General features: G+C 71.0%; 20 protein-coding genes and 3 pseudogenes. 16 read left to right on the top strand and 7 right to left on the bottom strand.

Annotation, left to right across the window (positions count from 1 at the left end; genetic code table 11):
* Window positions 1–54 precede the first annotated feature (54 nt).
* Window positions 55–516, top strand: coding sequence for a hypothetical protein (locus GVV04_RS32790; RefSeq protein WP_235965712.1), 462 nt, complete (start codon window positions 55–57; stop codon window positions 514–516).
* A 31-nt stretch (window positions 517–547) separates the two neighbouring features.
* On the opposite strand, the gene GVV04_RS04065 is transcribed toward GVV04_RS32790, so the two are convergent.
* Window positions 548–2,191, bottom strand: a complete 1,644-nt coding sequence (locus tag GVV04_RS04065; RefSeq protein WP_161684505.1) for a glycosyltransferase family 4 protein — start codon at window positions 2,189–2,191, stop codon at window positions 548–550.
* 45 nt (window positions 2,192–2,236) lie between these two features.
* On the opposite strand from GVV04_RS04065, the gene GVV04_RS04060 reads away from it, so the two are divergent.
* From GVV04_RS04060 to GVV04_RS04050, 3 genes are all read left to right on the top strand, one after another.
* Window positions 2,237–4,753 carry a CHAT domain-containing protein gene (locus GVV04_RS04060; RefSeq protein WP_161684503.1) on the top strand — a complete coding sequence of 839 codons (2,517 nt, stop codon included), beginning with the start codon at window positions 2,237–2,239 and terminating at the stop codon, window positions 4,751–4,753.
* A gap of 107 nt (window positions 4,754–4,860) precedes the next feature.
* Window positions 4,861–5,403: a hypothetical protein gene (locus tag GVV04_RS04055; protein ID WP_161684501.1), complete on the top strand. Its 543-nt coding sequence runs from the start codon at window positions 4,861–4,863 to the stop codon at window positions 5,401–5,403.
* Between the two features lie 157 nt (window positions 5,404–5,560).
* Window positions 5,561–6,205: a hypothetical protein gene (locus GVV04_RS04050; RefSeq protein ID WP_161684499.1), complete on the top strand. Its 645-nt coding sequence runs from the start codon at window positions 5,561–5,563 to the stop codon at window positions 6,203–6,205.
* A gap of 28 nt (window positions 6,206–6,233) precedes the next feature.
* Here GVV04_RS04050 and GVV04_RS04045 read toward each other — a convergent pair whose 3' ends face one another.
* From GVV04_RS04045 to GVV04_RS04030, 4 genes are all read right to left on the bottom strand, one after another.
* Complete coding sequence (locus tag GVV04_RS04045; protein WP_328822190.1) at window positions 6,234–7,061, bottom strand: TIGR02569 family protein; 828 nt, start codon at window positions 7,059–7,061, stop codon at window positions 6,234–6,236.
* A gap of 627 nt (window positions 7,062–7,688) precedes the next feature.
* On the bottom strand, window positions 7,689–8,714 hold the full coding sequence (locus GVV04_RS04040; RefSeq protein WP_161684497.1) for a CU044_5270 family protein: 1,026 nt from the start codon (window positions 8,712–8,714) through the stop codon (window positions 7,689–7,691).
* Window positions 8,711–9,328 (bottom strand): RNA polymerase sigma factor, encoded by a 618-nt coding sequence (locus tag GVV04_RS04035; protein ID WP_161684495.1) that lies wholly within the window; start codon window positions 9,326–9,328, stop codon window positions 8,711–8,713. The genes GVV04_RS04040 and GVV04_RS04035 overlap by 4 nt, the downstream gene beginning before the upstream one ends.
* Before the next feature lie 182 nt (window positions 9,329–9,510).
* Window positions 9,511–10,332 carry a transposase family protein gene (locus tag GVV04_RS04030; RefSeq protein ID WP_161684493.1) on the bottom strand — a complete coding sequence of 274 codons (822 nt, stop codon included), beginning with the start codon at window positions 10,330–10,332 and terminating at the stop codon, window positions 9,511–9,513.
* A 261-nt stretch (window positions 10,333–10,593) separates the two neighbouring features.
* Here GVV04_RS04030 and GVV04_RS04025 point away from each other — a divergent pair, with 261 nt between their 5' ends.
* The 3 genes from GVV04_RS04025 (at window position 10,594) to GVV04_RS04015 (ending at window position 12,853) form a co-directional block, all read left to right on the top strand.
* The gene (locus tag GVV04_RS04025) at window positions 10,594–11,103 is read left to right on the top strand and encodes a SigE family RNA polymerase sigma factor (protein ID WP_328822189.1); all 510 of its coding nucleotides are present in this window, start codon (window positions 10,594–10,596) and stop codon (window positions 11,101–11,103) included.
* Window positions 11,100–12,185 carry a hypothetical protein gene (locus tag GVV04_RS04020; protein ID WP_161684489.1) on the top strand — a complete coding sequence of 362 codons (1,086 nt, stop codon included), beginning with the start codon at window positions 11,100–11,102 and terminating at the stop codon, window positions 12,183–12,185. Before GVV04_RS04025 ends, GVV04_RS04020 begins: the two co-directional genes overlap by 4 nt.
* A 512-nt stretch (window positions 12,186–12,697) precedes the next feature.
* Window positions 12,698–12,853, top strand: coding sequence for a hypothetical protein (locus GVV04_RS04015; RefSeq protein WP_161684487.1), 156 nt, complete (start codon window positions 12,698–12,700; stop codon window positions 12,851–12,853).
* 294 nt (window positions 12,854–13,147) lie between these two features.
* Here the strand turns inward: GVV04_RS04015 and GVV04_RS04010 are convergent, their stop codons facing one another.
* Window positions 13,148–15,139: an acyl-CoA dehydrogenase family protein gene (locus GVV04_RS04010; RefSeq protein ID WP_161684485.1), complete on the bottom strand. Its 1,992-nt coding sequence runs from the start codon at window positions 15,137–15,139 to the stop codon at window positions 13,148–13,150.
* A gap of 132 nt (window positions 15,140–15,271) precedes the next feature.
* A pseudogene (locus GVV04_RS34940) lies at window positions 15,272–15,572 on the bottom strand (transposase); the annotation flags it as partial.
* A 438-nt stretch (window positions 15,573–16,010) separates the two neighbouring features.
* On the opposite strand from GVV04_RS34940, the pseudogene GVV04_RS34935 reads away from it, so the two are divergent.
* The 9 genes and pseudogenes from GVV04_RS34935 to hpnH all read left to right on the top strand — a co-directional run.
* Window positions 16,011–16,355: pseudogene (locus tag GVV04_RS34935) on the top strand (1-deoxy-D-xylulose-5-phosphate synthase N-terminal domain-containing protein); the annotation flags it as partial.
* Between the two features lie 551 nt (window positions 16,356–16,906).
* Window positions 16,907–17,764, top strand: coding sequence for a squalene synthase HpnC (hpnC, locus tag GVV04_RS04000; RefSeq protein WP_161684481.1), 858 nt, complete (start codon window positions 16,907–16,909; stop codon window positions 17,762–17,764).
* Window positions 17,761–18,633, top strand: a complete 873-nt coding sequence (gene hpnD, locus GVV04_RS03995; protein ID WP_161684479.1) for a presqualene diphosphate synthase HpnD — start codon at window positions 17,761–17,763, stop codon at window positions 18,631–18,633. Before hpnC ends, hpnD begins: the two co-directional genes overlap by 4 nt.
* Window positions 18,594–20,069 (top strand): hydroxysqualene dehydroxylase HpnE, encoded by a 1,476-nt coding sequence (gene hpnE / locus GVV04_RS03990; protein WP_235965565.1) that lies wholly within the window; start codon window positions 18,594–18,596, stop codon window positions 20,067–20,069. Before hpnD ends, hpnE begins: the two co-directional genes overlap by 40 nt.
* A complete protein-coding gene (locus GVV04_RS03985; RefSeq protein WP_161684477.1) occupies window positions 20,066–21,073 on the top strand; it encodes a polyprenyl synthetase family protein in 1,008 nt (335 codons plus the stop codon). The genes hpnE and GVV04_RS03985 overlap by 4 nt, the downstream gene beginning before the upstream one ends.
* The gene (gene shc, locus GVV04_RS03980; protein WP_161684475.1) at window positions 21,073–23,019 is read left to right on the top strand and encodes a squalene--hopene cyclase; all 1,947 of its coding nucleotides are present in this window, start codon (window positions 21,073–21,075) and stop codon (window positions 23,017–23,019) included. Before GVV04_RS03985 ends, shc begins: the two co-directional genes overlap by 1 nt.
* A gap of 47 nt (window positions 23,020–23,066) precedes the next feature.
* Window positions 23,067–23,534: pseudogene (locus tag GVV04_RS32780) on the top strand (phosphorylase family protein); the annotation flags it as partial.
* Window positions 23,535–23,618: 84 nt separating this feature from the next.
* Window positions 23,619–24,578, top strand: a complete 960-nt coding sequence (gene ispH / locus GVV04_RS32775) for a 4-hydroxy-3-methylbut-2-enyl diphosphate reductase (RefSeq protein ID WP_235965700.1) — start codon at window positions 23,619–23,621, stop codon at window positions 24,576–24,578.
* A gap of 2 nt (window positions 24,579–24,580) precedes the next feature.
* A complete protein-coding gene (gene hpnH, locus GVV04_RS03970) occupies window positions 24,581–25,579 on the top strand; it encodes an adenosyl-hopene transferase HpnH (RefSeq protein ID WP_201752949.1) in 999 nt (332 codons plus the stop codon).
* Window positions 25,580–25,586 lie beyond the last annotated feature (7 nt).

The raw sequence follows: 25,586 nt of genomic DNA, 5'->3' as shown, positions 1-25,586 counted from the left end.
CGCACGCCGGGCGTTTCGATCGGGTGGCCCCGCCAGGGTGGCCCCGACCAGGCGATGTCTCAGCGTCGGTCCGACGAGCCACTGACCACGGCCGGGCTGCCGGTCTCGTCGTCGGCCGCTGTCGCGTTCATGCTCGCTCTCGACGAGGCGCACAACGCCCTGCGCGCCGTCGCCCGTACCGACCTGTCACCGTCGGCCCGGCGCGACCCGGCCAACGCCACGCTCGATGACGCCCGGGTCTACGCGATCCGTGAGCGCCTTCTGGTGCTGGGCGCTGCGCCGCTGGTGAGTGCGGCCGAAGCGGCGTTCCTGCGGCTCATCGCGGTTCGGGACGCGGTCCGAGCCGGGGCGTGCCTGGACGAGGCGGCCTACCACCAGGTGTACCACCCGTTCGCCGAGGCACTGTGGACTTTCCGGATGGCCCTGCGAGCCGACCTGGGCCAGCCGCCGTTGACTCCGGACGCGCTCGGCCGAGAGGACTGGTCGGACCGTGAACGGTGCCGCGACTGTCGGTAGCGGGACTGGCCCACCACCTGAGAACGGACGGTCAAGATAGCGTACCCAGCACGGAGGCGGCGGCCTGGTCGTTGGTGACCCGCTCGGCCATCGTCTGTCGGATCCGTTCGGCGACGACGAACGCACCTGCCGGGTCGCGCAGGATCCGCGCCGTCTCGAACGCCCAGCGCTTGGTGTCGGCCGACTCGTCGTCATCGACCGGTAGCACGGTCAGCGCTGCGTCCCGCGGCGGTAGCACCTCATGGAGCAGCATCCCCAGACCACTGCGCGCGCTGACGAGCAGCGGAGTGCCGGCGACGATGGCCTCGCGTCCAACTAGGCCGAACGCCTCGGCACGGGAGGGCATGAGAGCGAGGCAGGCTCGGCGCAGGTCAGCCCGGAGTTCTTCCTCGCTGGTGGAGTAGGTCCGGGGGGTGACCTGCAAGGTGCGCCGGCCGGCCCACTGGAGGACCTGGTCCCGCACCCGGCCGTGCTCGGTCGGTGGGACGCCCCGCAGCACCAACTCCGGCTCGGTGCCGCCGAGGCTGAGCAACTCCACCGCGCTGCCCACCGCCCGCGCGGCCAGATCGATCCCCTTGACCGACCAGTCGTCGATCCGACCCATGAGCATGACCTGGCGTTGGTGCCACGACGGTGGCACCCGGGGCAGCTGGTCGTCGAGATCGAAGCCCGGATCGATCCGGTCGGGCGATCGGGTGTCGGGATAGCCGGAAAGGTCGCGCTGAAGGAGGCCGTGCAGCAGGGGCCCCACCCCGAAGGCCCGGGTCGCGGTGCGGGCCAGCTCGATGTCCTCCTGCCAGCGTTGATCGGCGATGGCGCCGGCGTCCGGCCGGTCTCCACGCTGCCACTCGATGTGGTCGGACCAGGTGTGCACGATGTGTGCGCGGGCGGCCGACCGGAAGTTGTCCTCGACCTGGGCGCGGGCGTGTCCGCCGGTGATCCGGCCGTGTCCGATGACCAGGTCGGGCACCCAGCCGTCGGCCAGTCGCGGCCGGCGGGCCAACCCGTCCCGCTCGGCGCCACCGGCAACCGGTGGCGGCGCGGCGACCAGGGTGACACCGCGCACCCGGGCGTGGGCTATCTCGTCCGGTCCGGGCTGCGGGACAACGCACACGACGTCCGCGCCGGCCCGAGCCAGCGCGGCGCACAATGATCGGTTAAACGTGCTCATCCCGCCCTTGGCGGAGAACCAGTGCGTATCCAGCGCCAGTACCCGGGGCGGTGGACCGGCGGCACGGCCAGCCGTCCGGGCCGGCTCGGCGGCCCATCGGTCGTCGTTCCACGTCAGTGGCGCATCGGTGGAACTGTTGGCCAGTACGGCGCTCAGCGCCTCGGCTGCCCGATCCGGGTCGCTGGCCCGGATCCGGGCGACCTGGCCGGTCGGGTAGAACTCCACCTCGACGAAACCCGGCACGGCTACCGACACCAACCAGTCCCGCGCGGCGTGGGTGACCTGCGTGAGCTGCTGTGCGCCCAACTCGGCGAGGCCGTCGAAGAGGGTGAGGACCGCAGTGGGTAACCGTCGTTCCGGTTCGAGGTGCAGATGGCCCAAGTCGAAACCGACACGTGGTGCGAGCCCCACAGCTGCCAATCGTGCGGTGAGGCCGTCCCGGGCAGCACTGTCGATCTCCTCGACGAACTTGACGACCGCCCGCCCGGAAGCTGAGTCTGTCACGGTCACCATTGTGGCACTCCGCGCCTGATCTATCTTGGACGGTGCGTGCTGACTGACGCCGGACCGCGTGCCGCGCTCCTGGACCGACTCGTTGATCCACTGGTCGCGCTACCGGACGACCATCCCTGCCGACCAGCCGCCCTGCGCCTGTACGCCGAGCAAGAGTGGGCGCTCCTGGCCGACCTGTGCCAGGAACAGGCCACCGCCGCATGGCGCCAGCAGCATGCTGAGATCGCCCTGCGGCTGCTGCTGGCCGAGAGCCGAATCGCCCTGCGCGACGACGATCGGCGACGAAGTCGGACGGCGGTCGCGTTCGTCGCCCTCTGGCACAGACTCAGCAAGGGGCATGTCGCCGCCGAGCTGTGGAATCGAAGTCTGCTGCGGGAGCCGTTGCAGGCCAGCACTGCCTGGTGTCATGTCTTCGCCTGGCGGGAGCTGGCGGCGCTGCAGGAGGTGGCGAGTCGGTACGAGACCGGTCTGTCCTACTCCGACCGGGCCGTCGCGGTGTGCCGCCGGTACGCCGACGCGCCTGGCGTCGGACCACAGCACGTCAAGGTCTTGATGCAGCAGGCGACACTGCACCGGCATCGGGGCGAGGTGACGACCGCGCGGGACGTCCTGCGCGAGGCCCGCGAGATCGCCGACCGCCGGGACCTCGACGCGTTCACCCGGGGGTTGCTCTGGCACCGCGAAGGCGGGCTGGAGATCGTGCTCGGGCGCCCCGAGGCGGCACTCAACGCGTACCGTCGCGCAGCCGCCGCCTTCGACGGGGTGAGCGACGGGAACCTTCTGACCGTCCGGCTACGCGAGATCGGCGCGCTGCGTGCGCTCGGCCGGCTCGGTGAGGCGCTGCGAATCGCCGACGACCTGGCGGATCGGCTGCGCGCCTCCGGCGACACTTACCGACTCGGTCAGGCACTGCTGGAACGAGCCGAGGTACTGCAGACCTGCGGCGACCTCGCTGCCGTCGCGGCCACCCTGGCACAGGCCCGGCCCTACTACGAACACGCTGAGACGCTGGAGGCGCTGCGCTGGCACCGGCACATGGCCCGTGTCCTGATCGCCTCGAACGGTTCGCCAGGGGGCATCGCCGGACACCTGGCCACGGTCCTGCACCTGGCCGCCCAACCAGAACGGCGGGACCTCAGCCGGACCATGCTCGCGCTGTACGACCTGCATCGGACGCCGACCACCGACGTCCTGCCGCCAGCGCTGCGACACGCTGCCGGCCGCGCTGCGCTCTTCGCCGCCGACCTGCAACGCAGCTCACTGGTCGAGCCAAACGAGCGGTGGTCGCTGCACGCCTCCCGCGAGGAGGTGTACGCGGCGGCGTTGCTGGTGCATACAGCTCTCGACGAGGCGGAGGCGACGGCGCAAATCGCCGAGACCGGGCGGGCCGATCTGCTCAACCAGCTGCTGGCCGATGGTGCGGGCGGGTCGACGATCGCCGTGGCGCAATCTCCGATCGCTACGCCGCCGCCGGATCCCGCGTTGGCCGACGAGGTCTTCGCGGTGGCCCGCCTCACCGCTGCGGCGATCCGCTCCGAGGGACCTGCCGGCCGGGTACCACTGCTACCGCTGCCCGGAGACCTGCCGTCGGCGGCTGTGCTCGACGCGATGGGCGACGTCGTGGTGGTGGTCACCCTCGGGCCGGGATCGGACGGCTGGTGGTCCTCGGTGCTGACCAGGCCCCGGTACGGGACGTGGCGGGCGGCCCGGTGTGTTGCCTCGGCCAGCTTGGCGGCGCAGCTCGACGGTCTGACCGCCGGAGTTCTGCCGGCACGCGGGGTGACCCGTGCCGTGTGGGGCGAGCTCGGCGCGTTCCTGCTGCCCGACTCGGCCGTCTGGGACGGTTCACCGGAGCGCCCCAGGTCAGTGATGATCGTTCCGGACCCACGGCTGTGGCATCTGCCGCACGCGGCGCTGACTCGGGAGGGGACGTATCTCTGCGACGTTGCCGAGGTCACCCTGGCACCGAGTCTGCGGACCATGGAGCTGCTGCTGGCCCGCCCGGTGGCCAGCCCGCCGACGACCGACTCGGCAGTTAGCCTGCTCGATGACGGACTGGCGGGCCATGCGCTGCTGAGGTCGGCCCTGGAGAGCTGGCCCGGCGGTCACCGGGAGCTTGTCGCGCTGCCGGGCGTCGACGACGGACCGCCGCCCGCGCTGCTCTACCTCTCTGGTCACGGTGACCGACCGGGTGCCGCCGGGTTGCTCGGCCCTGACGGCGTGACGATGGACGCGCTGGCTTCCCGACGACTGCCCAGGTTGGTGGTGCTGAGCAGCTGCTGGAGCGGCACGGCGTCGAGCCGGTACGGGTACGAGCCGCTGAGCCTGGCCATCGGTGCGTTGATCGGTGGCGCCGACACGGTGGTGGCCGGCACCGGCCAGATCGGTGGCGTCGCCTCGGCGCACGTCGGCGAGCGGTTCGTGCGACGGGTCGGGCAGGGGGTGCCGGCGGTGGCGGCGTTGCGCGACGCGCAGCGGGAGATCCGGGAGGAGCACCCCGACCTCGGCCCGTTCGACTGGGCTGGGCTCTGCGTCGTCGGAGTCCGCCGGTGACCCGCCCACGGTGTCGATGACCGGGCTGCGCGGTGTTTCCTGACTTCTGGTCGATCGGGAGACAGGAACGCGTGGCGGACCGGTCACCACCGGCGGACACTGAGTACGTGGAATGGATCACGTTCGTCGGTGCGGTCTGCGGAGCCGTCATCGCCCTGGCCAGTGCGGTGACTGTGGAGGTGCAGCACAACCGTGCGGAGCGTCGGCGCAGCCGGGAGGCGGAGCGCGTCGGTTACTGTCTCGACTTCGCCGTGGCGCTCGACTCGGCGCACAGTGCGCTCCGTGAGGTCGCTCAAGGCGACGAGGAGGCGGCGCACCGTTTCCGATCCGCCAACCGTGCCGTCCACGAGGCGAACATCTTCGCCGCGAGGGAACGCCTGCTGGTTGCCGGTACGATCGAGATCGTCAAGGCCGGGGAGTTGGCCTACCACAGGTTGATCGGGGTGCGGAACGCGATCCGCTCCGGTGTGACCCTCTCGTCGGGGGAGTACCACCGGGCGTACCACGAGTTCGCCGAGGCGATCTGGCAGTTCCGGATGGTGGTGCGGGCCGACCTTGACCACGCTCGGTTGAAGCCCGCCGATCTGGAGCGACAGAGTTGGTCCGAACGGGAGAACTGTCGCGGGTGTCTCGACTTGGCCGGCCGGTGAGCAGCCGGGAGCGACGAACAGCGGGCGGCCTCGGTCACCTCGGCGGCACCGGTGTCGCAGCTCTGATCCGGGTCAACGCGGCCGTGAGCGTTGGACGTAGGGTGCCCAGTCCGGTGCGGCGGCATCCGTGCTCGGCGGCGCTGGCCATGGCGCAGACGTGCATGAGGCCGAAGCCGGGTTGTCCCGCGAACTCGAGAAGCTGGTCGCCGAGCGACCCGGTAGCGCCGGGGTACCGTGCCCGCATGGTCTCGACGGCGGCGTCGATTGGCTGTCCGCGCCACCAGACCCTGACCTCGAGCTCCACCCGGAGAAACCGTTCGAAGACGGCATGGATGAGCGCGTTGCCTACTTCGGCATTCGGGGTCTGCGCCAGCGCCGCCAGCTCTGCGGCCATCGCCCACGACTCTGGCACGATCAGCCCGTGAGCCTGTGGGACGAGCTCAGCGCCGAGGAACGCGTGATCATGACCAACGCGCTGGAAGAGGCCTGGCTCAGCGGCGTTATCCAGGACTTCCTCGGGCACGCCGAGGCCGGCAGCGCGATCTGGATCTTCAACACGGACAAGGACGCCGTCAGGCCACTGATCCCGCGCTTCGCCGCTGTCACCAAGGACATGATCCGCCGGGACCTGATCGAGCTGATCCCGGCCGACCGGTACGACGACTGGCCAAACCACGTACCGATGACTGAGTCCGAGATCGACGCAGCTCTCGCAGGCCCCCACACCTGGATGTCCGGCGACGCGACCGGACCGATCATGCTGATGACCACCGACCACGCCGACCACCTACTCGGCCGCTGACCCGCCGTCTGCGCCCGGATGCTGGCGATCAGCCGATCCGGTGATGAGCCGCGGCGATCGCCACGACCACGACGGGCCGGTACGCCGAGTTCGGTTCGCGCGCCTGCGCGTTGGGCCCAAAGGCGGCATCACGAGTGGCGATCCGATAGATAAGTGCTCGCACCAACATCTGGCCCCACTCCGGCAGGTGCGACCAGCGTTCAAGCACCTGAGGACCGGCGCCATACCAGCACAAAGCGTCGACCACCGCGACCGCCGCCGCCCACGAGACTGGTCGCCAATACGGCGACCAATCGATGATCGCCGGCGCAACGCCGTCGGCAAACAACACGTTGCCCGCCAGATCCCCATGCACGATCTGCTCCGGCAGATGCACTGGCCGACGCGCCAAAGCGAGCGGCTCCAGCAACTCCAGGCCGGCCGAACTCCCGGAGATCGGGGCCTCCTCCCACGCCACGCGATCTCCATACGACCATGGGTCCTCGCGAGCATCGAGGAAGTCCGGACGCGGCAGATCAGCAACAGCGGCGTGAAACGCGGATCCCGCCCGGACCACCTCATCGATCCGCGCCGTGTCGGGTTCACCAGCGACGAGTCGCCATGCCTCCCAGCCACCAACCAACCAGCTCCCGTCCGCCGCTGGCACCGGACGTGGCACTCGGAACTCCGCCGACACCTGCACCACGGCGAGTGTCTCCGCCCGCCACCGCGACTCGTCGGCGCCCTCGGACGGTTTGAGCACCACATCACCAATACGCCAGGTTCCACCCTTGCCGCCGGGTAACACCTCCGGCACGCCTGAAACACCGAACGCGTGCAGGACCTCCAGCGGAGGGCCACTCGTCGCGGACTCCACGACGAAAGATCATAGATTCGCCCGCCCTCGACGCCATCCGGATTTCCCAACCGGGTCAACCGAGCAACCGACCCACGTCCGTCGACGCACGATGAGGCCTATCCCAGGTTGTCGGTAGCGCTACCCCTAACGGCGCAGCGCTTCCGGCTACGCCGCCGCTAAGGGTGAACGGCCATCGTCACGATCATGGCGCGTTACACACCCTGGCACATGCCCTGCGGACTCGAACAACACCTTGAGCGCCCACAGCATGCCGCCGAGGCACCTTCCGCGACCCCTGCGCACCTAAACCGCGATAACCCAACGCCGCGAGCACACCGAACGCGCCACGAAGAAAACGACAGATCGATGAGAAAAATCGACCGACAAACCTGTGAGCACCCCAGAGACCGCCTCAGGTCAGGCGCCTGCCGACCGACAACTTCGCCGAGAACCTACAACCCCGTTGTAGATTCTCATCGAAGATGGCGCTTTCTCATGGACATGGCGCCCGAGTTGGCGCTTGCGCCAACTCCATGAGAAACCTCCGGCGTGGCGTCGACCGATCTCCGGGTCGCCGAGGACTGAGGCAACGCGGGGCGGGCGCCAGCCCGCCCCGCGTCTTTTTGTCGTAGGGAGGTGCCCCGGTTAGCTGGTCTGGCCCGCTGCGTTCACGATCCGGCCGGCCAGCCGGGTCAACATGACCTGGATATCGCCCTTCTTCACCCGGACCGGTTCGCCCTGGATGGAGCCGGCGGGGGTGGTCTCGTCGGTGTTGAGGTCGATATCCTTCGCGGCCACGGATCGGTAGCCGATGAACTCATGGCTGTCCGGGTCGAGGAGCAGATCCTCCTGCCGCCACCCGTCCTGGAGGCGGCCGACCGCCGTCGCCGTGCGGCCGTCAACGCTGACCGGGCTCGGAGCCTGGTCGACACCGGGAATCAGGGCGGCCGCTCGCAGCAGCGCCGCCATCACCGCGGGCGGGAGCAGATTGTCCCGCAGGATCGTGGCGATCGCGGAGAACAAGCCGGTGTTCCGTTGCTCCTCGGTGTCGACGTTGAAGGGTCCCCGCCTCGCGCGTAGCCAGTCGAGCAGCGCGTGCGGATCGGTGGGCAGTCCAGCCAGCGTCGGATAGTCCGTCGGGGGGTAACGGGTCAATCCTGGCGGCTTGTCAAAAATCTCGAGTGCCCCGTCAACGATCTCGGCGGCCTGCTTGCCGTCGGCCCGGCGCCACCGCTGCGTCGTCACCTCCGGCTTCAGCCCCTTGCTCTTGACGTCCGCGTCCGCGTTGACGACCCTGATCTCGACATAGGTCCACTGGTCGGGTCGCGGCGGCGTGAACGCCTGTGTCTCGGCGAAGGCGGCAGCCAGTTCGAAGGTCACGGCCGCAGACCCGGACGCTCCGGACGGCTCGTCCGGCCCCTTGTCGAGGCTACCAACGGCGACGAGGCCAACCGCCAAGGCGGCTGCGGCCACCGTGGCGATGCCGGACCGCAACGTCCAACCCCGCAGGCGCCAACCGCGAGCCTTGACCTGCTCCCGTACGGGCGCCTCCGCGACGTCGGCCTGCGCGATCCTGGCCATCAGCGCCGCCCGCGCCCGGTCCTGCGCGTCCGGCGACGGCGGCTCGACCCCGTGCCAGCACTCACGCAGGGCGGTGATGTCGTCGGTCACTCGAAATCCCTTCCAATCGCGGTCGGGTCGGCGCCACCTAGCGCGACCTGCAATCCTTTGCGTGCCCGATGGAGCCGTGAACGGACGGTGCCAGCCGGAATCTCCAGCGCGCGGGCGATTTCCTCACCTGTCAGGTCCGCCCAGGCGACCAGGAGCAGCACCTCCCGCTCGGAGGGTGTGATCTCGTGCAGCGCAGCCGCGAGCCGACCTCGAACGGCCTCCGCGTCCAGCCGGATGGCGAGTTGCTCGGCGTCGACGTCGAGGTTGGCGCTGGCCGTCGAGAGACGTTCCGCGCGGGCGAACGCCCGGTACCGCCGGGTCTCGGCCCGCTCGTGGCCGGCGATGAGGTTGGACGCGATGCCGTACAGCCAGGGCCGGGCGCTGTCCTGGGCCGTGTCGTAGCGCCGCCACTTGTCGAACGCGACCAGGAAGGTCTCCGCGGCCACGTCGTCGGCCAGGTCCCGCCCCAGCCGCCGGCTCGCGTATCCGTGGATCGCCGGGTAGTAACGATCGAAGATCGCCTCGAACGCCGCCGGATTCCCGTGCATCCGGCCGATGATCTCGGCATCGGTGACCTCCGCGGCGGTGTGCGCGTCTTGTGTCACCACACCCATGAACTCTCCATTCGCGTCACGTACCCCCGTACACGACAGGGGGCTTGTCTCTACTCCGCCGATGGCGACAGGAGTGTTCGCGGGTGTGGAGGGGCGAGGCGGAGGCGTTCCCGCAAGTAGGCGGGCTATTCTGGCTGACGGCCAGTGAGCCTTTCCGCGTAACGGGTCGTGGCGTTGGGTGATCAGGTTGTGCGGTTGTGGTCGACGTGTAGGAGAACGAGGGCGGCGGCGGTGATCCGGCCGATGTTCCAGGGACACAGGCTGACGTTGCGCAGCGCTCTGAAGGTGGTCTTGAGCAGGGAGTTTCCGCGTTCGCCGATGGCACGGACCCCGTTGTGGGTTTTGTTGAACTGCTGCTGCACGCTGGTGCAGGAGCAGTTCTTCGGCTTCTTGAACGCGATCGTGATCGTGCCGGCTTCCCCTTCGTAGCCGAGGTCGCCGAGCACCCGCCGTTGGTCGGTGATCCAGATGGCCAGCAGGGGCAGGATGTCATGTTTACGCAGGGCGGTCGTGTCATGTTCGCGGCCGGGCCGTACCGGTGAGGTCCACAGCGGCCACCCGTCCGGAGCGGTCACGATCTGCACGTTGCCACCATGGTTGTCGTGCTTGCCGGACCACCACAAATCCACCCCTGGTTTCGGCCCCGGCGTACGGCACCGGTCGGTCTCGATCAGCGTCCCATCGATGTTCACATGGGCATAGCCGGCCGTCTTCGCCGCGAGAAGCACCGATTCCAATCGCGGCGCGTGCGCGGCGAGGACCCGGATGCCCTCATGGAGGTAGTCGTAGCCGGTCGACGAGCTGACCTGGTTGTCCAGGGCCAACTGCTTTACCCGGGTGCCGTCCACAAACCAGCGCAACAACAGGATCGCCTGCTTGAAACAGACCAGCGCCCGGGTCCCGGCGCGGGTTCCACGCCGTTGCCGTTCTGCGTGCAGGAGCCCGGACAGGAACAACACGGTCTCCTCGCGCACCGGCAGCGTGGCGGTGTATGTGACACTCATGACGACGCAGGACCCCAACTGAAGTTGATCTGTGAGAGGACCACTTCATACCGGGGTTCTGCGTCTTCACGTTGCACCACAACAGGGTCGGGCGTGTCCGCACCGCCCACCAGGACGGACACCCTCAGTACTCACCCCGTTACGCGGAAAGGCTTACTGTTGCCCGGGTGCAGATCTGATCTGCTCGCGCGTTAACCGCACCGTCCCTCCACCGCGTTTATCTGGTGGGAGGTACACATACACATGCAACGAGCCCGGGAAGTGACACCGCCGGACGGGTTCGCCGAGTTCGTGGCGGCGCGCTCCGATGCGCTGCTGCGTTCGGCCTGGCTGCTCACGGGCGACGCCGGGCGGGCCGAGGACCTGTTACAGACGGTCCTGGCGAACGTCTGGCGGCGTTGGGCCACGATTACGACCGTCGGGCATCCCGAGGCGTACGTGCGCAAGGCGCTGTTCACCACGTACGTGTCCTGGTGGCGGCGGCACTGGCGCAGCGAGATTCCGAGCCAGCCACCGGACAAGTCCGAGTACGGCGACATAGCCGGGGAGTCCGCCGACCGGGACGCGGTACGTCGCGCTTTGGCCAGGCTCAGCCGGCAGCAGCGGGCGATCGTGGTGCTCCGCTACGTCGAGGACCTGACGGTTCAGCGGACAGCGGAAGTGCTCGGATGCTCGCACAACACGGTCAAGGTACAGGCCTTCCGTGCTCTACGGATTCTGCGTACCGATCCGCACCTTGAGATGTCTGCCGCCTGGAGGTCACGAAAATGACGCATGAAGATGAGGACATCAAGCGCCTGCTGACCGAGGCTGTTCCTCGGCTGACGCCGCCGATGGATCGGGTTGGCGCGCTGGCGGCGCGGGTGCGTCGGCACCGGCAGCGCGTGATCGGAAGTAGCGCGCTCGCCGTGGCCATGGCCGTTGCGCTCGGCGTCGGAGGGGTGCAGATGATCACCGGCGACCACGCCCCTCCACTCCGAACGGCGGGCGACTCCGGCGGAGAAGGGCGCTGGACCTCGTGCGCCGACGCGGCGCCGGAAATGGCCACGGCAGGCGAGAGGATCGGGGCCGGGGAGGTGGCCACGCTGCCCCGGCTCGATGGCTTCACCCCGGTCGCGGCCGTCATCTGCGAACTGGAGACGCAGCAACGCCCCGATGGCGGGCAGGACAGGGTGGCGACGGAACGCCGTGCCGACAAGGTGGATGCCCTCGTCACCGCGCTCCGGTTGCCCGACGAGCCGCGGACCGAGGGACCATGCACCATGGAAGCCGTGGTGTTCCCCTGGCTAGCGCTGGTCGACGCCGGCGGTCGGTGGGTGCGGCCCGGCCTTCCTGTCGATCGCTGCGGCAAGCCCCGGCCCGCGGTGCGTGAGGCCCTTGACGCACTGCCGCTGACCACCGTGGCGACCCACCCGGTTGCCGAGATCGAGTCGGCCGAGGCCGCCGCAGCCGGTTGCAGCCAGACCTGGAAAGACATGCTGTCGGTGGAGACGGCGGGGAACCGTGTCCGCCGCGGAGCCCTGCCGGAGCCGTTCCCTGCCGGGCAGCAGGTCCGCCTCTGCGTCTATGACGTGCCGAAGAGCGCGCCGGGCACCGGCAACTTCGTGCACGGGACGGTGCTGCCGGCGGACCGCCGGACGGCGATCGAGCACGTCCTCAAGGCTGCCGGACCGGCCGAGCCGTGCAGCGCACACGCCAGCCGCTTTGCGCTGCTGTGGTCGGTGACGGGCGGTGACCCGCAGACGTACGTCGAACTCGACGGCTGCTACCGGATTGTGGCGGTCGCCTATCCAGGCGGCCCGGTTATCGCGCAGGGCGACGCCGCACTGGCCGAGCTGATCGACAAGCCGTGACCTATCGGCGAGGCCGCTTTCGGCGGCCTCGCCGCGGTTGCAGTGGTCTCGGTCGGTTGTGGGCCGCCGCAACGAGGACGGTCCGCATCCAGTCTGCAAGAGGTCCATGGACAGTGGGGGAGCGGTGAGAGATGTCGAAGGCATTTTCGCTGCTAGATCACCATGTGCCCAGATCGACCCGTCGCCCATCTTGATCTCGTAATGCGCAGGTCGCTAGCGGTTGGCCGGTTGCCGGTTCGGGTGGGTTGATCCAGACGGTGTCGGGCAGGTGTGGCGCTTAGGGTCTGGGTCGGCGGGAGAAACGTTCGGGGTGCGCGGCCCAGGCGGTGTCGAGGACGTCGCCGCGTTGCATCTGCTGGGCCGGGGCGTGGCCGTAGTGGACGTCGGCGGGGTGTGGGGTCCGATGCCGGCGTGGCGGTGTTCGTGGTTCTACCAGCTGAAGAACGTGTCGCAGAACGAGCCTCGACCGGATTGTCCCCCTCAGCGACCTTGGCGCGACGATCCGCGCTGCGGTGCTGTTCGAGTTCGCCGCCCGGCTGCGCACGATGCCCAACGAGGAGGTCAGCTACCCGGTCAACCACGCGATCGCCCGGATGCTCGACTGGCTCATCCAGCACAAGCCCGAACAGGCCGGGGCCGTCGTCGCCGGAGATGGTCGGCGAGCCTGAGCGTGGCCTGAGGCCCCGCCGGCGGTCACCGGCTTCTCCCTGCGCCAAGCCCTCGCGCGGAACGGCAAGCTGCCCGACGAAAACGCCTACGCCGAGTTCCTGGACCTTGTCCTGCCACCGGACAACTGACCGGGCCGACGTACAACAACGGCGGGGCGATCCGTAATGAGGGTTGCCCCGCCGTCGTGTCGTTGGCGGCTCTGGTGCCAGGTGGTACCCGGAAAGGACTACCCCCTGGACGCTGTCCGAGCTTCAACACCACGGCTCGCTGCAGCCGCGCGGAAACCTTTCTGCCTACGCCGGGACCGTCTGCGGATCGCCGGCGGCGTCGTGGGTGGCCATGGTCTCCTGCCGGCGGGGTTCCTCGCGCAGGATGGCGCAGTGCAGCCACGTGTCCGGGATGGCGAAGCCGTCGACGAGCGTCCGCATGTGTGGGCGTAGTTCTTTGAGTAGACCGTTCACCACGCCGGTGATGGCCTTGGCGCGGGCCGGTGTGAGTCGGCCGTGCTCCAGGAACCAGCCCTTGTTGGCTTCGATGACGCTGAGCGCGTACAGGTTGCAGACTCGGGAGAGCAGCGCCTGGACCGCCGGGTCGGCGGTGCCCTCGATGCCGGCGACGAACGCCTCCAGGGTGACCCGGTCGATGTGTGCGGCGGCGACGGCGAGGACGTGGTCCTGGACGTCGTTGAAGATGTCGAAGGGACGGTCCTTCTTCGTGGCCGCGCCGTTGCGGAGGCGGCGGACCGCGCCGTCGAGGAGGTGCCTCTCGCGGTCCTCGAAAACCTTGAGCTGCCAGCCGCGGTCGGTGACGGCGACCTCCTCGTCGCGGCCGGGCACGGCGCTGATCAGGCGCTCGATGAGCGATCGCGCGGCGGTGCGCTCGAGCACCATCTCGCGGACCTGTTCGGCGACGAAGGAGGCACGCCCCCAGCCGTCCAACGAGCCGAACTCGTCGCGGTAGCCGGTGAGCAGCCCCTTGGCGACCAGTTGCAGCAGCACCGTGTTGTCGCCTTCGAACGTGGTGAAGACGTCGGTGTCGGCCTTGAGGCTGGGTAGCCGGTTCTCGGCCAGGTAGCCGGCACCACCACACGCCTCACGGCACATCTGGATGGTGCGGGTCGCGTGCCAGGTCTGCGCGGCCTTGAGACCGGCAGCCCGGGACTCCAGCTCCCGTTGCCGGAGCTCGTCGACCGGCCCGTCGCCGCCCTGCACCTCACTCAGCGCGGCGACCAACTCGGTCTGGGCGAAGTGCAGCGCGTACGTGGTGGCCAGCGCGGGCAGCAGCTTGCGCTGGTGGGCCAGGTAGTCGTTGAGCAGCACCTCCCGGTCCGCGTCGGGCGTGCCGAACTGGCGACGGAGGTCGCCGTAGCGCACCGCGATGGTCAGCGCCGATTTGGTGGCCGCCGACGCGGCGCCGCCCACGCTCACCCGACCGCGGACCAGGGTACCGAGCATGGTGAAGAAGCGCCGGGAGTCGTTCTCGATCGGGCTGGCGTACGTCCCGTCCTCCGCGACCTGACCGTACCGGTCCAGCAGCATGTCCCGTGGCACTTGCACGTGGTCGAAGCTGAGCCGCCCGTTGTCGACGCCGAGCAGGCCGGCCTTGGGTCCGGCGTCGCCGATGCTCACGCCGGGCAGCGGGTTGCCCTGCGCGTCGCGGATCGGCACCAGCCACGCGTGTACGCCGTGTCGCCGCCCGTTGGTGACCAGCTGCGCGAAGACCACCGCCATTCGCCCGTCCCGGGCCGCGTTGCCGATGTAGTCCTTGCGGGCCGCCTCGTACGGGGTGTGCAGGTCGAAGGTCTGCGTCTGTGGGTCGTACGTGCAGGTGGTGCGTAGCTGCTGGACGTCGGAGCCGTGGCCGGTCTCGGTCATCGCGAAGCAGCCGAAGATCTTGCCCGAGATGATGTCCCGTAGATAGGCGTCGTGGTGCCGCTGGGTGCCGAGGGCACCGACCGCGCCGCCGAACAGGCCCCACTGCACGCCCGCCTTGACCATCAGCGACAGGTCGACCTGCGCCAGCATCTCGCTGGCCACGATCGAGCCGCCGACGTCGGCTCTGCCGCCGTACTCGGTGGGGAAGGCCGACGCGGTACCCAGCTCGACGGGGAGTTCGGTGAGCAGCCGGGTGATCCGCTCACGTGCCTGGTCACCGGTCTCGCCGTACACCGGGAGGAAGCGCTCGTCGAGGTGGTCCCGGTGCGCGTTGCGAACCTCGGCCCACGGTCCGTCGAGCACTTCCTGCAGGCGCGCGAGGTCGATGCGGCCGGACGCGTGATCGGGCATGGTCACCCCTCGGGATAGCGGACATATGGGTACAGTCTGGTCCTGATCAAGAATACCGGCCCGCTACGGTGGCCCGGTAAGAGAGTCCGCGGTGAGACGGGACACCACACCTGCCCGAGCGCTCGTCGCGATGTTCTCCGCCCTGCCGGCGGTGCCGGTGCACTGCGTTGCACCCCGACCGAGCACCCGCCCTCCTTCAGGAACCCGGTCTCGCCGACGACGAGCACCCCGCAGGGGTGGCCGAGCCGCGCGGACAGCCAATCACGCACGACGTCGGCGTCCCGCACCCCGCACGCAACAGCCGCTGCGTTGCCTGCGGATCGGCGTGACCCCCCCGTTCCGCGAGAGACCAGCAGGTCTTGGGTTCCAGGGCCGACAGCAGCTCTTCCACGAACTGCCGGGCGGTCGTCTGCGGCTCTGCCCGGCTGGACATCGTCCCCGGCCGGTTGTGGGGGTGAGCGGAGGGCCTGCGCAATGCCTTCCTGATCATGCTGGTCCCGTTGGCGGCCAGCGGCCTGATCATGATCGCCGCACAGCGCGGCTGTCCGGTCGACATGGCCGCAACGGCGGGGTTGGACGGGGTGCCGAGCGGCTGATCGGAGGCCGCCAGCCCATCGGGCACCGCCGCGCGAGTCGAAACGAGGAATAAATACGACTTCAAGTAGGAAGCGATGATTAGACTGGTTATGCTCGTTTTGCAGATGTCCAGGTGGCTCCATCGCCCACGGCGCTGCCCGCACCACCCTCGGCCGGATCACCGCATCGCAGCAGACAGTGCAACGTCCCGCTGTCAGGAGGCGATCGACACCCGGCCGCTGCGGACGGGGTTGTGGCCGCTGGGTTCGCGCACGACCGGCCGGAGGGAGGGATGATGTCCCTGCTCGACACCGTCGACCAGCCCGACGACCACAGGCGGCGGCCCACTCACGACCAGCTGCGGCCGCTCGCCGGCGAGATTCGGGCGTTCCTGGTCGAGGCGATCTGCCGGCGTGTCGGCCATCTCGGTCCCAACCTCGGCGTGGTCGAGCTGACCATCGCGCCGCACCGGGTGTTCGGGCCCTCCCGCGATCGGATCATCTTCGACACCGGTCACCAGGCGAACGTCCCCAAGCCGCTCACCGGCCGCCGAACCGGGTTCGCCCAGCTGCTCGGGTCGGGCGGCCTGGCCGGCCACCCCCGGCGGGCCGAGTCACCCCACGACCTGTCGGAGAACTCCGGTCACCCTGGTGCTCGACCTGGCCGGGATCACCGGCCCGGGCGAGCCGAGCCATCACGGCATCGGGATCTGGCCGTGCCCGGGCCTGCGGGTGGCCGCCCCGCGAGATGCCGCCTCGCTCCGCGAGGAACTGCGGGCGGCGGGCGAGTGCACCGCGATGCACCTCCGGTGGGTGCGGCCGGTCAACCCGGAGCCCGCCGTGCTGGCCGCCGACCCTGCCCTGGTCCTCACCGTCGAGGGAGGAGCTCGCGGGGGTGGGGTGAACACCGCCGTAGTACAGGGCCTCGTCGACGCCACCGCCGGTACGCCGGTGCGCGCCCTCGATCTGCCACGGCGTTCGCACCGCACGGCGACCGGGCCGGCCTGTCCGCCGAGTACGGCCTGGAGGCCCACGGCATGTGCGTGGACGCGCTGCGCCGGTTGTCGTGGCTCGGCACCGGCAGCCGGGTCGCGTCGCGGCGGGTATGGGCGAGCGTCTGGGGCGGGCTGACCCAGCCTGCCGGTTGAGCTGCCGCTGTTCATGTCCAGAGGAACGAAGGAGAGAACCACGGATGGGTCCACCAGCCATCGCCCCTGACATACGTCGGGTGGAGCAGGCCCGGGCGCGGGAGAACTTTCCGGTCGCCCTGCGGGTGCTGCCGGCACGGTACCGTCGTCACCTCGTCGCGCTGTACGGCTACGCCCGCCACGTCGACGACCTCGGCGACGAACCGGTGGACGGCGGGCTCGACCGGCTCGCCGCCCTGGACGATGTCGAGGCCGGGCTTCGCGGTCTCTACGCGGGCGCCGACATGCGCCACCCGGTGCTGCGCGCCCTCGCGCCCACCGTGGCCGAGTGTGGGTTGCCGCTGGACACACTCGTCCGGCTGATCGAGGCGAACCGGGTCGACCAGCACGTCACCCGCTACGCCACCTTCGAGCAGCTCGTCGGGTACTGCACCCTGTCGGCCAATCCGGTCGGCGAACTGGTCCTGCACGTCTTCGGGCAGGTCACCCCGGCGGCCGTCGCGTTGTCCGATCGGATCTGCACCGCCCTGCAACTCGTCGAGCACCTGCAGGACGTGGCCGAGGACCACCGCCGTGGCCGGGTCTACCTACCGGCGGCCGACCTGGAGCGGTTCGGCGTTACCGAGGCGGACCTCGCCCGCCCAAGCGCTAACCGCCAACTGCGGGAGCTGATCGGATTCGAGGCGGAACGGGCTCGCGCCTGGCTCGACGCCGGAGCGCCGCTGGTGTCGGCGCTGCACGGCTGGGGCCGGTTGGCGGTCAGCGGCTACCTGGCCGGCGGCCGGGCCACGCTCGACGCGCTGGCCGCCGCCGACCACGACCCGTTGGCGGTCACCGTCCGGCCCCGCCGTCGGCAGATCCTCGGCAACTGGCTGGCCGCCACAGTCCGGGGTGCCGGATGACCACGACGACTACCCGAACCGAAGCCGCGTACCGGCACTGTGAGCTGATCACCCGGGCCCAGGCAGCCAACTTCGCGTACGGCATCCGGCTGCTACCTGCGCCGAAACGGCGCGCGCTGTCGGCGATCTACGCCGCCGCCCGCCGCGTCGACGACATCGGGGACGGCACGCTGCCTCCCGACGAGAAACTGGACGCGTTGGCCCGGACCCGGGCCGCCCTGCACAGGCTGCCCGAGGACAGCGGCGGCGACCCGGTGCTCGCCGCGCTCGGCGACGCCGCGACGCGGATGCCAATCCCGCTGACGGCCTTCGACGAGCTCATCGACGGCTGCGTCGCAGACGTGACGGGCCACCGCTACGACACCTTCGACGACCTGCTCTGGTACTGCCGCTGCGTGGCCGGATCGGTCGGCCGGCTCTCCCTCGGCGTGTTCGGGGCCGGCCAGCCGGACCGGGCCGCTCCACTGGCCGACGCGCTGGGCGTGGCCCTGCAGCTGACCAACATCCTGCGCGACCTGGTCGAGGACCGGGTCAGCGGCCGCGTTTACCTGCCGGCCGAAGATCTGGACCGGTTCGGCTGCACCCTCCGCCTGGACGGGGTGGGCTTCGCCGATCCACCGGAGCGGCTGGTGGAGCTGGTGCGCTTCGAGGCCGCCCGGGCCGCGCGCTGGTATGACGTCGGGCTGCAGCTGCTGCCCATGCTGGACCGGCGCAGCGCGGCCTGCACCGCCGCGATGGCCGGCATCTACCGTCGGCTGCTCACCCGGATCGCGGCCGATCCGCTGGCGGTCACCCGCAGTCGCGTCTCGTTACCAGGCTGGGAGAAGGCATGGGTGGCGGCGTGCGCCCTCGCCGGCCGGGGCGCATGACCGGGCCGGCCGCGCCGCCGGGGCGCATGACCGGGCCGGCCGCGCCGCCGGGGCGCATGACCCGGCCGGCCGCGCAGCCGGGGGGCGGTTCCGGCACGGTGTGCGTGATCGGCGGTGGGCTGGCCGGGATCGCCGCGGCGATCCGGCTCGCCGATCTCGGCCTGTCCGTGACGCTGCTGGAGGCCCGGCCGGAGCTGGGCGGCGCGACCTACTCCTTCAGCCGCGGCGGCCTCAGTGTGGACACCGGCCAGCACGTCTTTCTGCGCTGCTACCACACCTACCGGCGGCTGTTGGACCGGCTCGGCACGGCCGGCGACACCCACCTGCAGCCGAGGTTCACGGTGCCGGTGCTGCTGCCGGGACGCCGGCCGCAGGTGCTGGCCCGGCGCCGGCTGCCGGCCCCGGCGCACCTGCTGCCGGCCCTGGCCGGGTACCGGCTGCTCAGCCCGGCGGAACGGCTCGCCGCCGTTCGGGCCAGCGCCGCGCTGCGGCACGTCGACCCGGATCTGCCCGCCACCGACGAACGCAGCTTCGGCGACTGGCTCGCCTCGCACGGGCAGAGCCGCCGGGCGGTCCAGCGGCTGTGGGATCTGATCACCGTCGCGGCCCTGAACCTGCCCAGCACCCACGCGTCGCTGGCGCTGGCGGCTCGGGTGTTTCGAACCGGGTTGTTGGAGGCCGCGGACGCCGGTGACATCGGCCGGCCGCTCGTCCCGCTGACCGACCTGCACGGCGTTCCCGCCCGTCGGCTGCTCGGCCGGCTCGGCGTCCGGGTCCACACCAGGGCGCGGGTGCGGTGGATCCGCCCGGAGGCAACCGGCTTCCGGATCGGTGTGGACGACACCGAGCTGGACGCGGACAGCGTCGTGCTGTCCGTGCCGCACCAGGCCGCCGCGTCGCTGGTGCCGCCTGTCGCCGCGCCCACCGCCGAGCAGTGGCACCGGCTGGGCGCCGCGCCCATCGTCAACGTGCACCTGCGCTACGCAGCCAAGGTCACCGACCTCGACATGGCCGTCGCCGTGGAGTCCCCGGCGCAGTGGATCTTCGACCGGTCGGTGCCAGGCGGGAACGGCGAGCAGCATCTGGTGGTGTCGCTCTCGGCCGCCGACGCGGAGATCGAGCGGCCGACGGCTGAGCTCGTGTCGGCGCAGCGCCAGGCGCTCGCCGACCTGTTCCCGGCCGCGCGGCACACCCCGGTACGCGACGCGTTCGTGACCCGGGAACCCAAAGCCACCTTCCGGCAGGCACCCGGCACCCGGGCGTACCGACCGGGTGCGGCCACCCGCCTACCGGGGCTGGCACTGGCCGGCGCATGGACAGACACCGGCTGGCCGGACACGATGGAGGGCGCGGTACGCAGCGGCGAGCACGCCGCCGACATCGTCGCCCACCAGCTCCTGTTCCGGCCCCGGCACCATTCGGAGGCCGCATCATGACCGTCGCACGAAGCCGCGACATGGACCAGATCCAGACCTACGTCAAGCCGGCGATCTGTGCCCTACTGGACCGGCTCGATCCGGGCAACCGTCTGGTCGGGGGCTACCAGCTCGGCTACTGGGACGCGGACGGATCACCCGCCGCCAACCACGGCAAGGGACTACGTCCGGCGCTGGCGCTGCTGTCGGCCCGGGCCACCGGCGCCGAGCCCACCGCCGGGGTGCCTGCCGCCGCCGCCGTGGAACTGGCGCACAACTTCTCCCTGCTGCACGACGACCTGATGGACGGCGACGCCGAGCGCCGCCACCAGCCGACCGCGTGGACCGTGTTCGGGGTCGGCCCGGCCATCCTGGCCGGCGACGCCCTGATCGGGTTGGCCTACGAGGCGCTCGTCGAGACCCCGGGGGGCTGCCCGGCCGCCCGACGGCTCGCGCTGGACATCCGGGCCCTGGTCGCCGGTCAGGCGGCCGACCTGGACTTCGAACGGCGCGACGACGTCACCCTCGACGAGTGCCTGCGGATGGCGGAGCAGAAGACCGCCGCGCTGCTGGCCGGCGCGTGTGCCCTGGGCGCGATCCTCTGCGGCGGTCCACCGAACCTGATCGACGGACTGTCCCGCTTCGGACGCCACCTCGGACTGGCCTTCCAGCTCGTCGACGACCTGCTGGGCATCTGGGGCGACCCGCGACGGACCGGCAAGCCGGTCGGCTCGGACCTGCGGGCACGCAAGCGGAGCATCCCGGTCGTACGGGCGGTGACCAGCGGTCAGGCCGCCGGCCGGGCCCTGGCCGAGCGGTACCGGTCGCCGCAGCCGCTGACCAACGAGGACGTGACCCGGGTGAGCGCGCTGATCGAGGCGACCGGTGCCCGGGACTGGACCGCGCAGCGGGCAGCGCAGGAGACGGCGCGGGCACAGGCGGAACTCGACGCGCTCGACCTGCCCGACGACGTACGCGACGAGTTCGCCTGTATCGCCACCTTCACCACCGGACGGGACCATTGATGACCGAGCTGCTGTCGTCGAAGCCGAAGCCCACCACCACCACGACCCAGGCGGGCGGGACAACGTCCGACCCGGCCTGGGCGGCCCTGCGCCGGGCCCGGGAGCACCTGCTCGGGCTCCAGGACGACGCCGGCTGGTGGAAGGGGAACCTGGCCACGAACGTCACCATGGACGCCGAGGACCTGCTGTTGCGGCAGTTCCTCGGCATCCGGACCGCCGAGCAGACCGCCGAGTCGGCCCGGTGGATCCGCTCCCAGCAGCGCCCGGACGGCTCGTGGGCCACCTTCCACGGCGGGCCGGGAGACCTCTCCACCACCATCGAGGCGTACCTGGCACTGCGGTTGGCCGGCGACACACCCGACGCGCCGCATCTCGCGGCGGCGGCCCGGTTCGTCCGCGCCGGGGGCGGGTTGGCGGCGAGCCGGGTGTTCACCCGATTCTGGCTGGCCCTGTTCGGCCACTGGCCCTGGTCGCAGTTGCCGGCCGTTCCGCCCGAGCTGGTGCTGCTGCCGCACTGGATGCCGTTCAACGTCTACGACTTCGCGTGCTGGGCCCGGCAGACCATCGTCCCGCTGTCCATCGTCCGAGCGCTGCGCCCGATGCGGGACCTCGGCTTCACCATCGACGAACTGCGCATTCCCGCAGCGGCACCGCGACCACCACGGCTGCGGTCCCGGGCCGGGGCGCTGCATCGGCTGGACCGGCTCGCCAACGGCTACGAGCGGATCGCCCGGGGACCGGTACGGCGACACGCGCTGCGCCGGGCCGCCGAGTGGATCGTGGCCCGCCAGGAGGCCGACGGCTCCTGGGGCGGAATCCAGCCGCCATGGGTCTACTCGCTGATGGCGCTGCGCCTGCTCGGCTATCCGCTGGACCACCCCGTGCTCCGCGCCGGGCTGGAGGGGCTGGAGCGGTTCACGGTTCGCGAGCAGACCGAGGACGGCCCGGTCCGCTGGCTGGAGGCGTGCCAGTCACCGGTGTGGGACACCGCGCTCGCAGTCACCGCGCTGTCGGACGCCGGACTGCCGGCCGGGCATCCCGCCCTGGTCAGGGCCGGCACGTGGCTCCTCGACGAGGAGATCCGGGTTCGCGGTGACTGGTCCGTCCGCCGGCCGGCGACCCCCGTGGGCGGCTGGGCCTTCGAGTTCCACAACAACGGGTACGCCGACACCGACGACACCGCCGAGGTGATCATGGCGCTGCGGCGCACCGGCGTATCGGCGGAGGCCGCCGTGCTGCGGGGCAACCGCTGGCTGCTCGGCATGCAGTGCCGCGATGGCGGCTGGGGCGCCTTCGACGCCGACAACACCCGGGCAATCGTCCGTGATCTGCCGTTCTGCGACTTCGGCGAGGTCATCGACCCGCCCAGCGCGGACGTGACCGCGCACATCGTCGAGGCGCTCGCGGCGGAGAACTTCGCCGGCACGCCACCGGTACGCCGCGGCGTGCAGTGGCTGCTGCGGGCCCAGGAGCCGGACGGTTCCTGGTTCGGCCGCTGGGGCGCCAACCACGTCTACGGCACCGGGGCGGTGGTGCCCGCCCTGGTGGCCGCCGGGGTCGAGCCCGCCCACCCGGCGATCCGGGCGGCGGTCGACTGGCTGCTGGCGCACCAGAACCCGGACGGCGGATGGGGCGAGGACCTGCGCTCATACCGGGACCCGTCCTGGATCGGGCGGGGCGAGTCCACCGCGTCGCAGACCGCCTGGGCGCTACTCGCGCTGCACGCCGCCGGGCACGGCTCCGGCGAGCCGGCCCGATGCGGGGTGCGCTGGCTGGTCGACACCCAGCGGGCGGACGGCGGCTGGGACGAGCCGCACTACACCGGGACCGGCTTCCCCGGCGACTTCTACATCAACTACGGCATGTACCGGCTGGTCTTCCCGATCAGCGCGCTCGGCCGGATTTTGAACGCGCGGAGCGGCCTGACCGCCGAGGTGATGCCGTGACCGAGGCAGCAACGTCCGCCGGTCCGGCCTGGACCTTATACGCGCCGATGCGGCTGGAGGCGACGGCGCTGCGGCGAGGGCTGACCGGCCTCGACCCGGGGCGGTGGCCGGCGCTGCGGCTCACCGGCGCCGGAGCGCGCCGCGCCCGGTCGGCCGCCGCCGACCGGCCGACCGGGGCGACCCCGGTCGCGGTCGCCGGTATCGGCGGTGGGCTGGTGCCCGGGCTGGCCCCGGGCGACGTCGTGGTGGCCACCGAGGTTCGCACCGACCCTCGCGCCGGACGCGCGGGGCCGCAGGTGCTGCCGATGCCGGCCGCCGCCCTGCTCGCCGCCGCGCTGCGCCGCCGCGGGCTGCGGGTGCACCTCGGCCCGGTGCTGACCACGACCCGACTGGTCGACGGCGCGGCCAGGGCCCGGCTGGCCGGCACCGGCGCGCTGGTCGCCGACCTCGAGTCGGCGTGGCTGCTGGGCGGATGCGGCGACCGTCCGACCGCCTGCGTCCGGGTGGTCGCCGACACCGCAACCGGGCCGCTGTACCGGCCGGCCACGTTGCGCCGGATCCGTACCGCCCTGCGGGTGCTGTCCGTGGTGGCAGCGGCCCTGGCCGAGTGGGCGGCGGCCGCCGGCAGCGTCGACCAGATCCTGCTGGCCTCGCCCCGTTCGTTCTGCGCCGGGGTGGAACGGGCGGTCGCGGTGGTGGACCAGGCGTTGCGACGGCACGGGCCGCCGGTGTACGTCCGTAAGCAGATAGTGCACAACGCCCGGGTCGTGGCCGATCTGCGGGCCCGTGGCGCGGTCTTCGTGGACGAACTCGACGAGGTCCCCAACGGTGCGCTCACCATCTTCTCCGCCCACGGAGTGGCTCCTGCGGTGCGCCGGGAGGCCGCCGACCGGCACCTGCCGGTGATCGACGCCACCTGCCCCCTGGTGACCAAGGTGCACGCCGAGGCGCGCCGGTTCGTCGGCCGGGGCGACACGGTGCTGCTGATCGGGCACGCTGGCCACGAGGAGACCGAGGGCACCCTCGGCGAGGCGCCCGAGCGGATCCGGCTGGTGCCGGACGCGGCCGCCGCCGAGACGGTGCACGTGACCGATCCGTCCCGGGTGTCCTACCTGGTGCAGACCACGCTGGCGGTGGACGAGGCGGCGGGAATCGTCGACGCGCTGCGTCAGCGCTTCCCGGCGCTGACCGGGCCCGGTTCCGACGACATCTGCTACGCCACCACGAACCGGCAGGCAGCGATCACCGCGGTCGCCGAGCGGGCCGACGTCGTGCTGGTGGTCGGCTCGGCCAACTCCTCCAACTCCCGTCGGCTGGTCGAGGTCGCCGAGCGGGCCGACACGCGTTCCCACCTGGTCGACGATGTGGGCGGCGTCGACCTGCGCTGGCTGGCCGGCGCGACAACGGTCGGGGTGACCGCCGGCGCATCGGCGCCGCCCGGCCTGGTCGACGAGCTCGTCGCGGCACTCACCGCGCTCGGTGCCCGGGAGGTGAGCGAGCACACCACAGCCGTCGAGGACGTCAGCTTCACCCTTCCCAAGGAGGTACGACAGCCGTGAGCATGCCCGTGCGCCAGAGCCTGCGGATCGCCAGGTACCTGATCGAACAGAAGCTGCGCGGCCGGAAACAGTTTCCGCTGCTGCTGGAGCTGGAGCCGTTGTTCGCCTGCAACCTCAAGTGCGCCGGCTGTGGCAAGATCGAACAGCCGGCGAGCCTGCTGAAGCGCCGGATGCCGGTGGAACAGGCGCTGGCCGCCGTGGAGGAGTGCGGGGCGCCGATGATCTCCATCGCGGGCGGTGAGCCCCTCATGCATCCCGAGATCGACACCCTGGTCGCCGAACTGGTGCGCCGGAAGAAGTACGTCTTCCTCTGCACCAACGCGGTCCTGCTGCCCAAGAAGATCGAAAAGTTCCGGCCGTCGCCGTACTTCGCCTTCACCGTGCACATCGACGGCCTGCGCGAGCGGCACGACGCGGCGGTGTGCAAGGACGGCGTCTTCGACGCCGCGGTGGCGGCCGTACGGGAGGCCCAGCGGCGCGGCTTCCGGGTCACCACCAACACCACCGTCTTCAACACCGACACCCCGCAGACCGTCATCGAGGTGCTGGACTACCTCAACGACGACCTGGGGGTGGGCGAGATGATGATCTCCCCGGCGTACGCCTACGAGAAGGCGCCGGACCAGGAGCACTTCCTGGGTGTCACGGAGACCAGGGAGCTGTTCCGCAAGGCCTTCGCGGGTGGCCGGAGGGCCCGCTGGCGGCTCAACCACTCGCCGCTGTTCCTGGACTTCCTGGAAGGCCGGGTGAACTTCGCCTGCACCGCATGGGCCATCCCGTCGTACTCGCTGCTGGGCTGGCAGCGGCCCTGTTACCTGATGGCCGACGGGTACACCACCACCTACCGGGAGCTGCTGGACTCCACCGACTGGAACAGCTACGGCCGGGGCCGCGACGCCCGCTGCGCGAACTGCATGGCGCACTGCGGGCACGAGCCGACCGCGGTGCTGGCGACGATGTCCTCGCTGCGGGAGTCGCTGCGGGCGGTACGCGGGGGCTGAGGCCCGC

The sequence above is a fragment of the Micromonospora rubida genome, from assembly GCF_009908295.1.
In the GTDB taxonomy this organism is placed as follows: Bacteria; Actinomycetota; Actinomycetes; order Mycobacteriales; family Micromonosporaceae; genus Micromonospora; species Micromonospora rubida.
Note: the sequence above shows the minus strand (reverse complement) of the source record. Positions and strands in the feature narration are given on the sequence as shown.

What these genes read in the sequence shown, in the direction of transcription:
- GVV04_RS32790 (WP_235965712.1), top strand. Translation starts at nt 55, where the DNA reads ATGTCTCAGCGTCGGTCCGACGAGCCACTGACCACGGCCGGGCTGCCG.
- GVV04_RS04035 (WP_161684495.1), bottom strand. Translation starts at nt 9,328, where the DNA reads ATGGGTGTGGTGACACAAGACGCGCACACCGCCGCGGAGGTCACCGAT.
- GVV04_RS04030 (WP_161684493.1), bottom strand. Translation starts at nt 10,332, where the DNA reads ATGAGTGTCACATACACCGCCACGCTGCCGGTGCGCGAGGAGACCGTG.
- GVV04_RS04020 (WP_161684489.1), top strand. Translation starts at nt 11,100, where the DNA reads ATGACGCATGAAGATGAGGACATCAAGCGCCTGCTGACCGAGGCTGTT.
- GVV04_RS04010 (WP_161684485.1), bottom strand. Translation starts at nt 15,139, where the DNA reads ATGCCCGATCACGCGTCCGGCCGCATCGACCTCGCGCGCCTGCAGGAA.
- hpnC (WP_161684481.1), top strand. Translation starts at nt 16,907, where the DNA reads ATGGGTCCACCAGCCATCGCCCCTGACATACGTCGGGTGGAGCAGGCC.
- hpnD (WP_161684479.1), top strand. Translation starts at nt 17,761, where the DNA reads ATGACCACGACGACTACCCGAACCGAAGCCGCGTACCGGCACTGTGAG.
- hpnE (WP_235965565.1), top strand. Translation starts at nt 18,594, where the DNA reads ATGGGTGGCGGCGTGCGCCCTCGCCGGCCGGGGCGCATGACCGGGCCG.
- GVV04_RS03985 (WP_161684477.1), top strand. Translation starts at nt 20,066, where the DNA reads ATGACCGTCGCACGAAGCCGCGACATGGACCAGATCCAGACCTACGTC.
- shc (WP_161684475.1), top strand. Translation starts at nt 21,073, where the DNA reads ATGACCGAGCTGCTGTCGTCGAAGCCGAAGCCCACCACCACCACGACC.
- hpnH (WP_201752949.1), top strand. Translation starts at nt 24,581, where the DNA reads ATGCCCGTGCGCCAGAGCCTGCGGATCGCCAGGTACCTGATCGAACAG.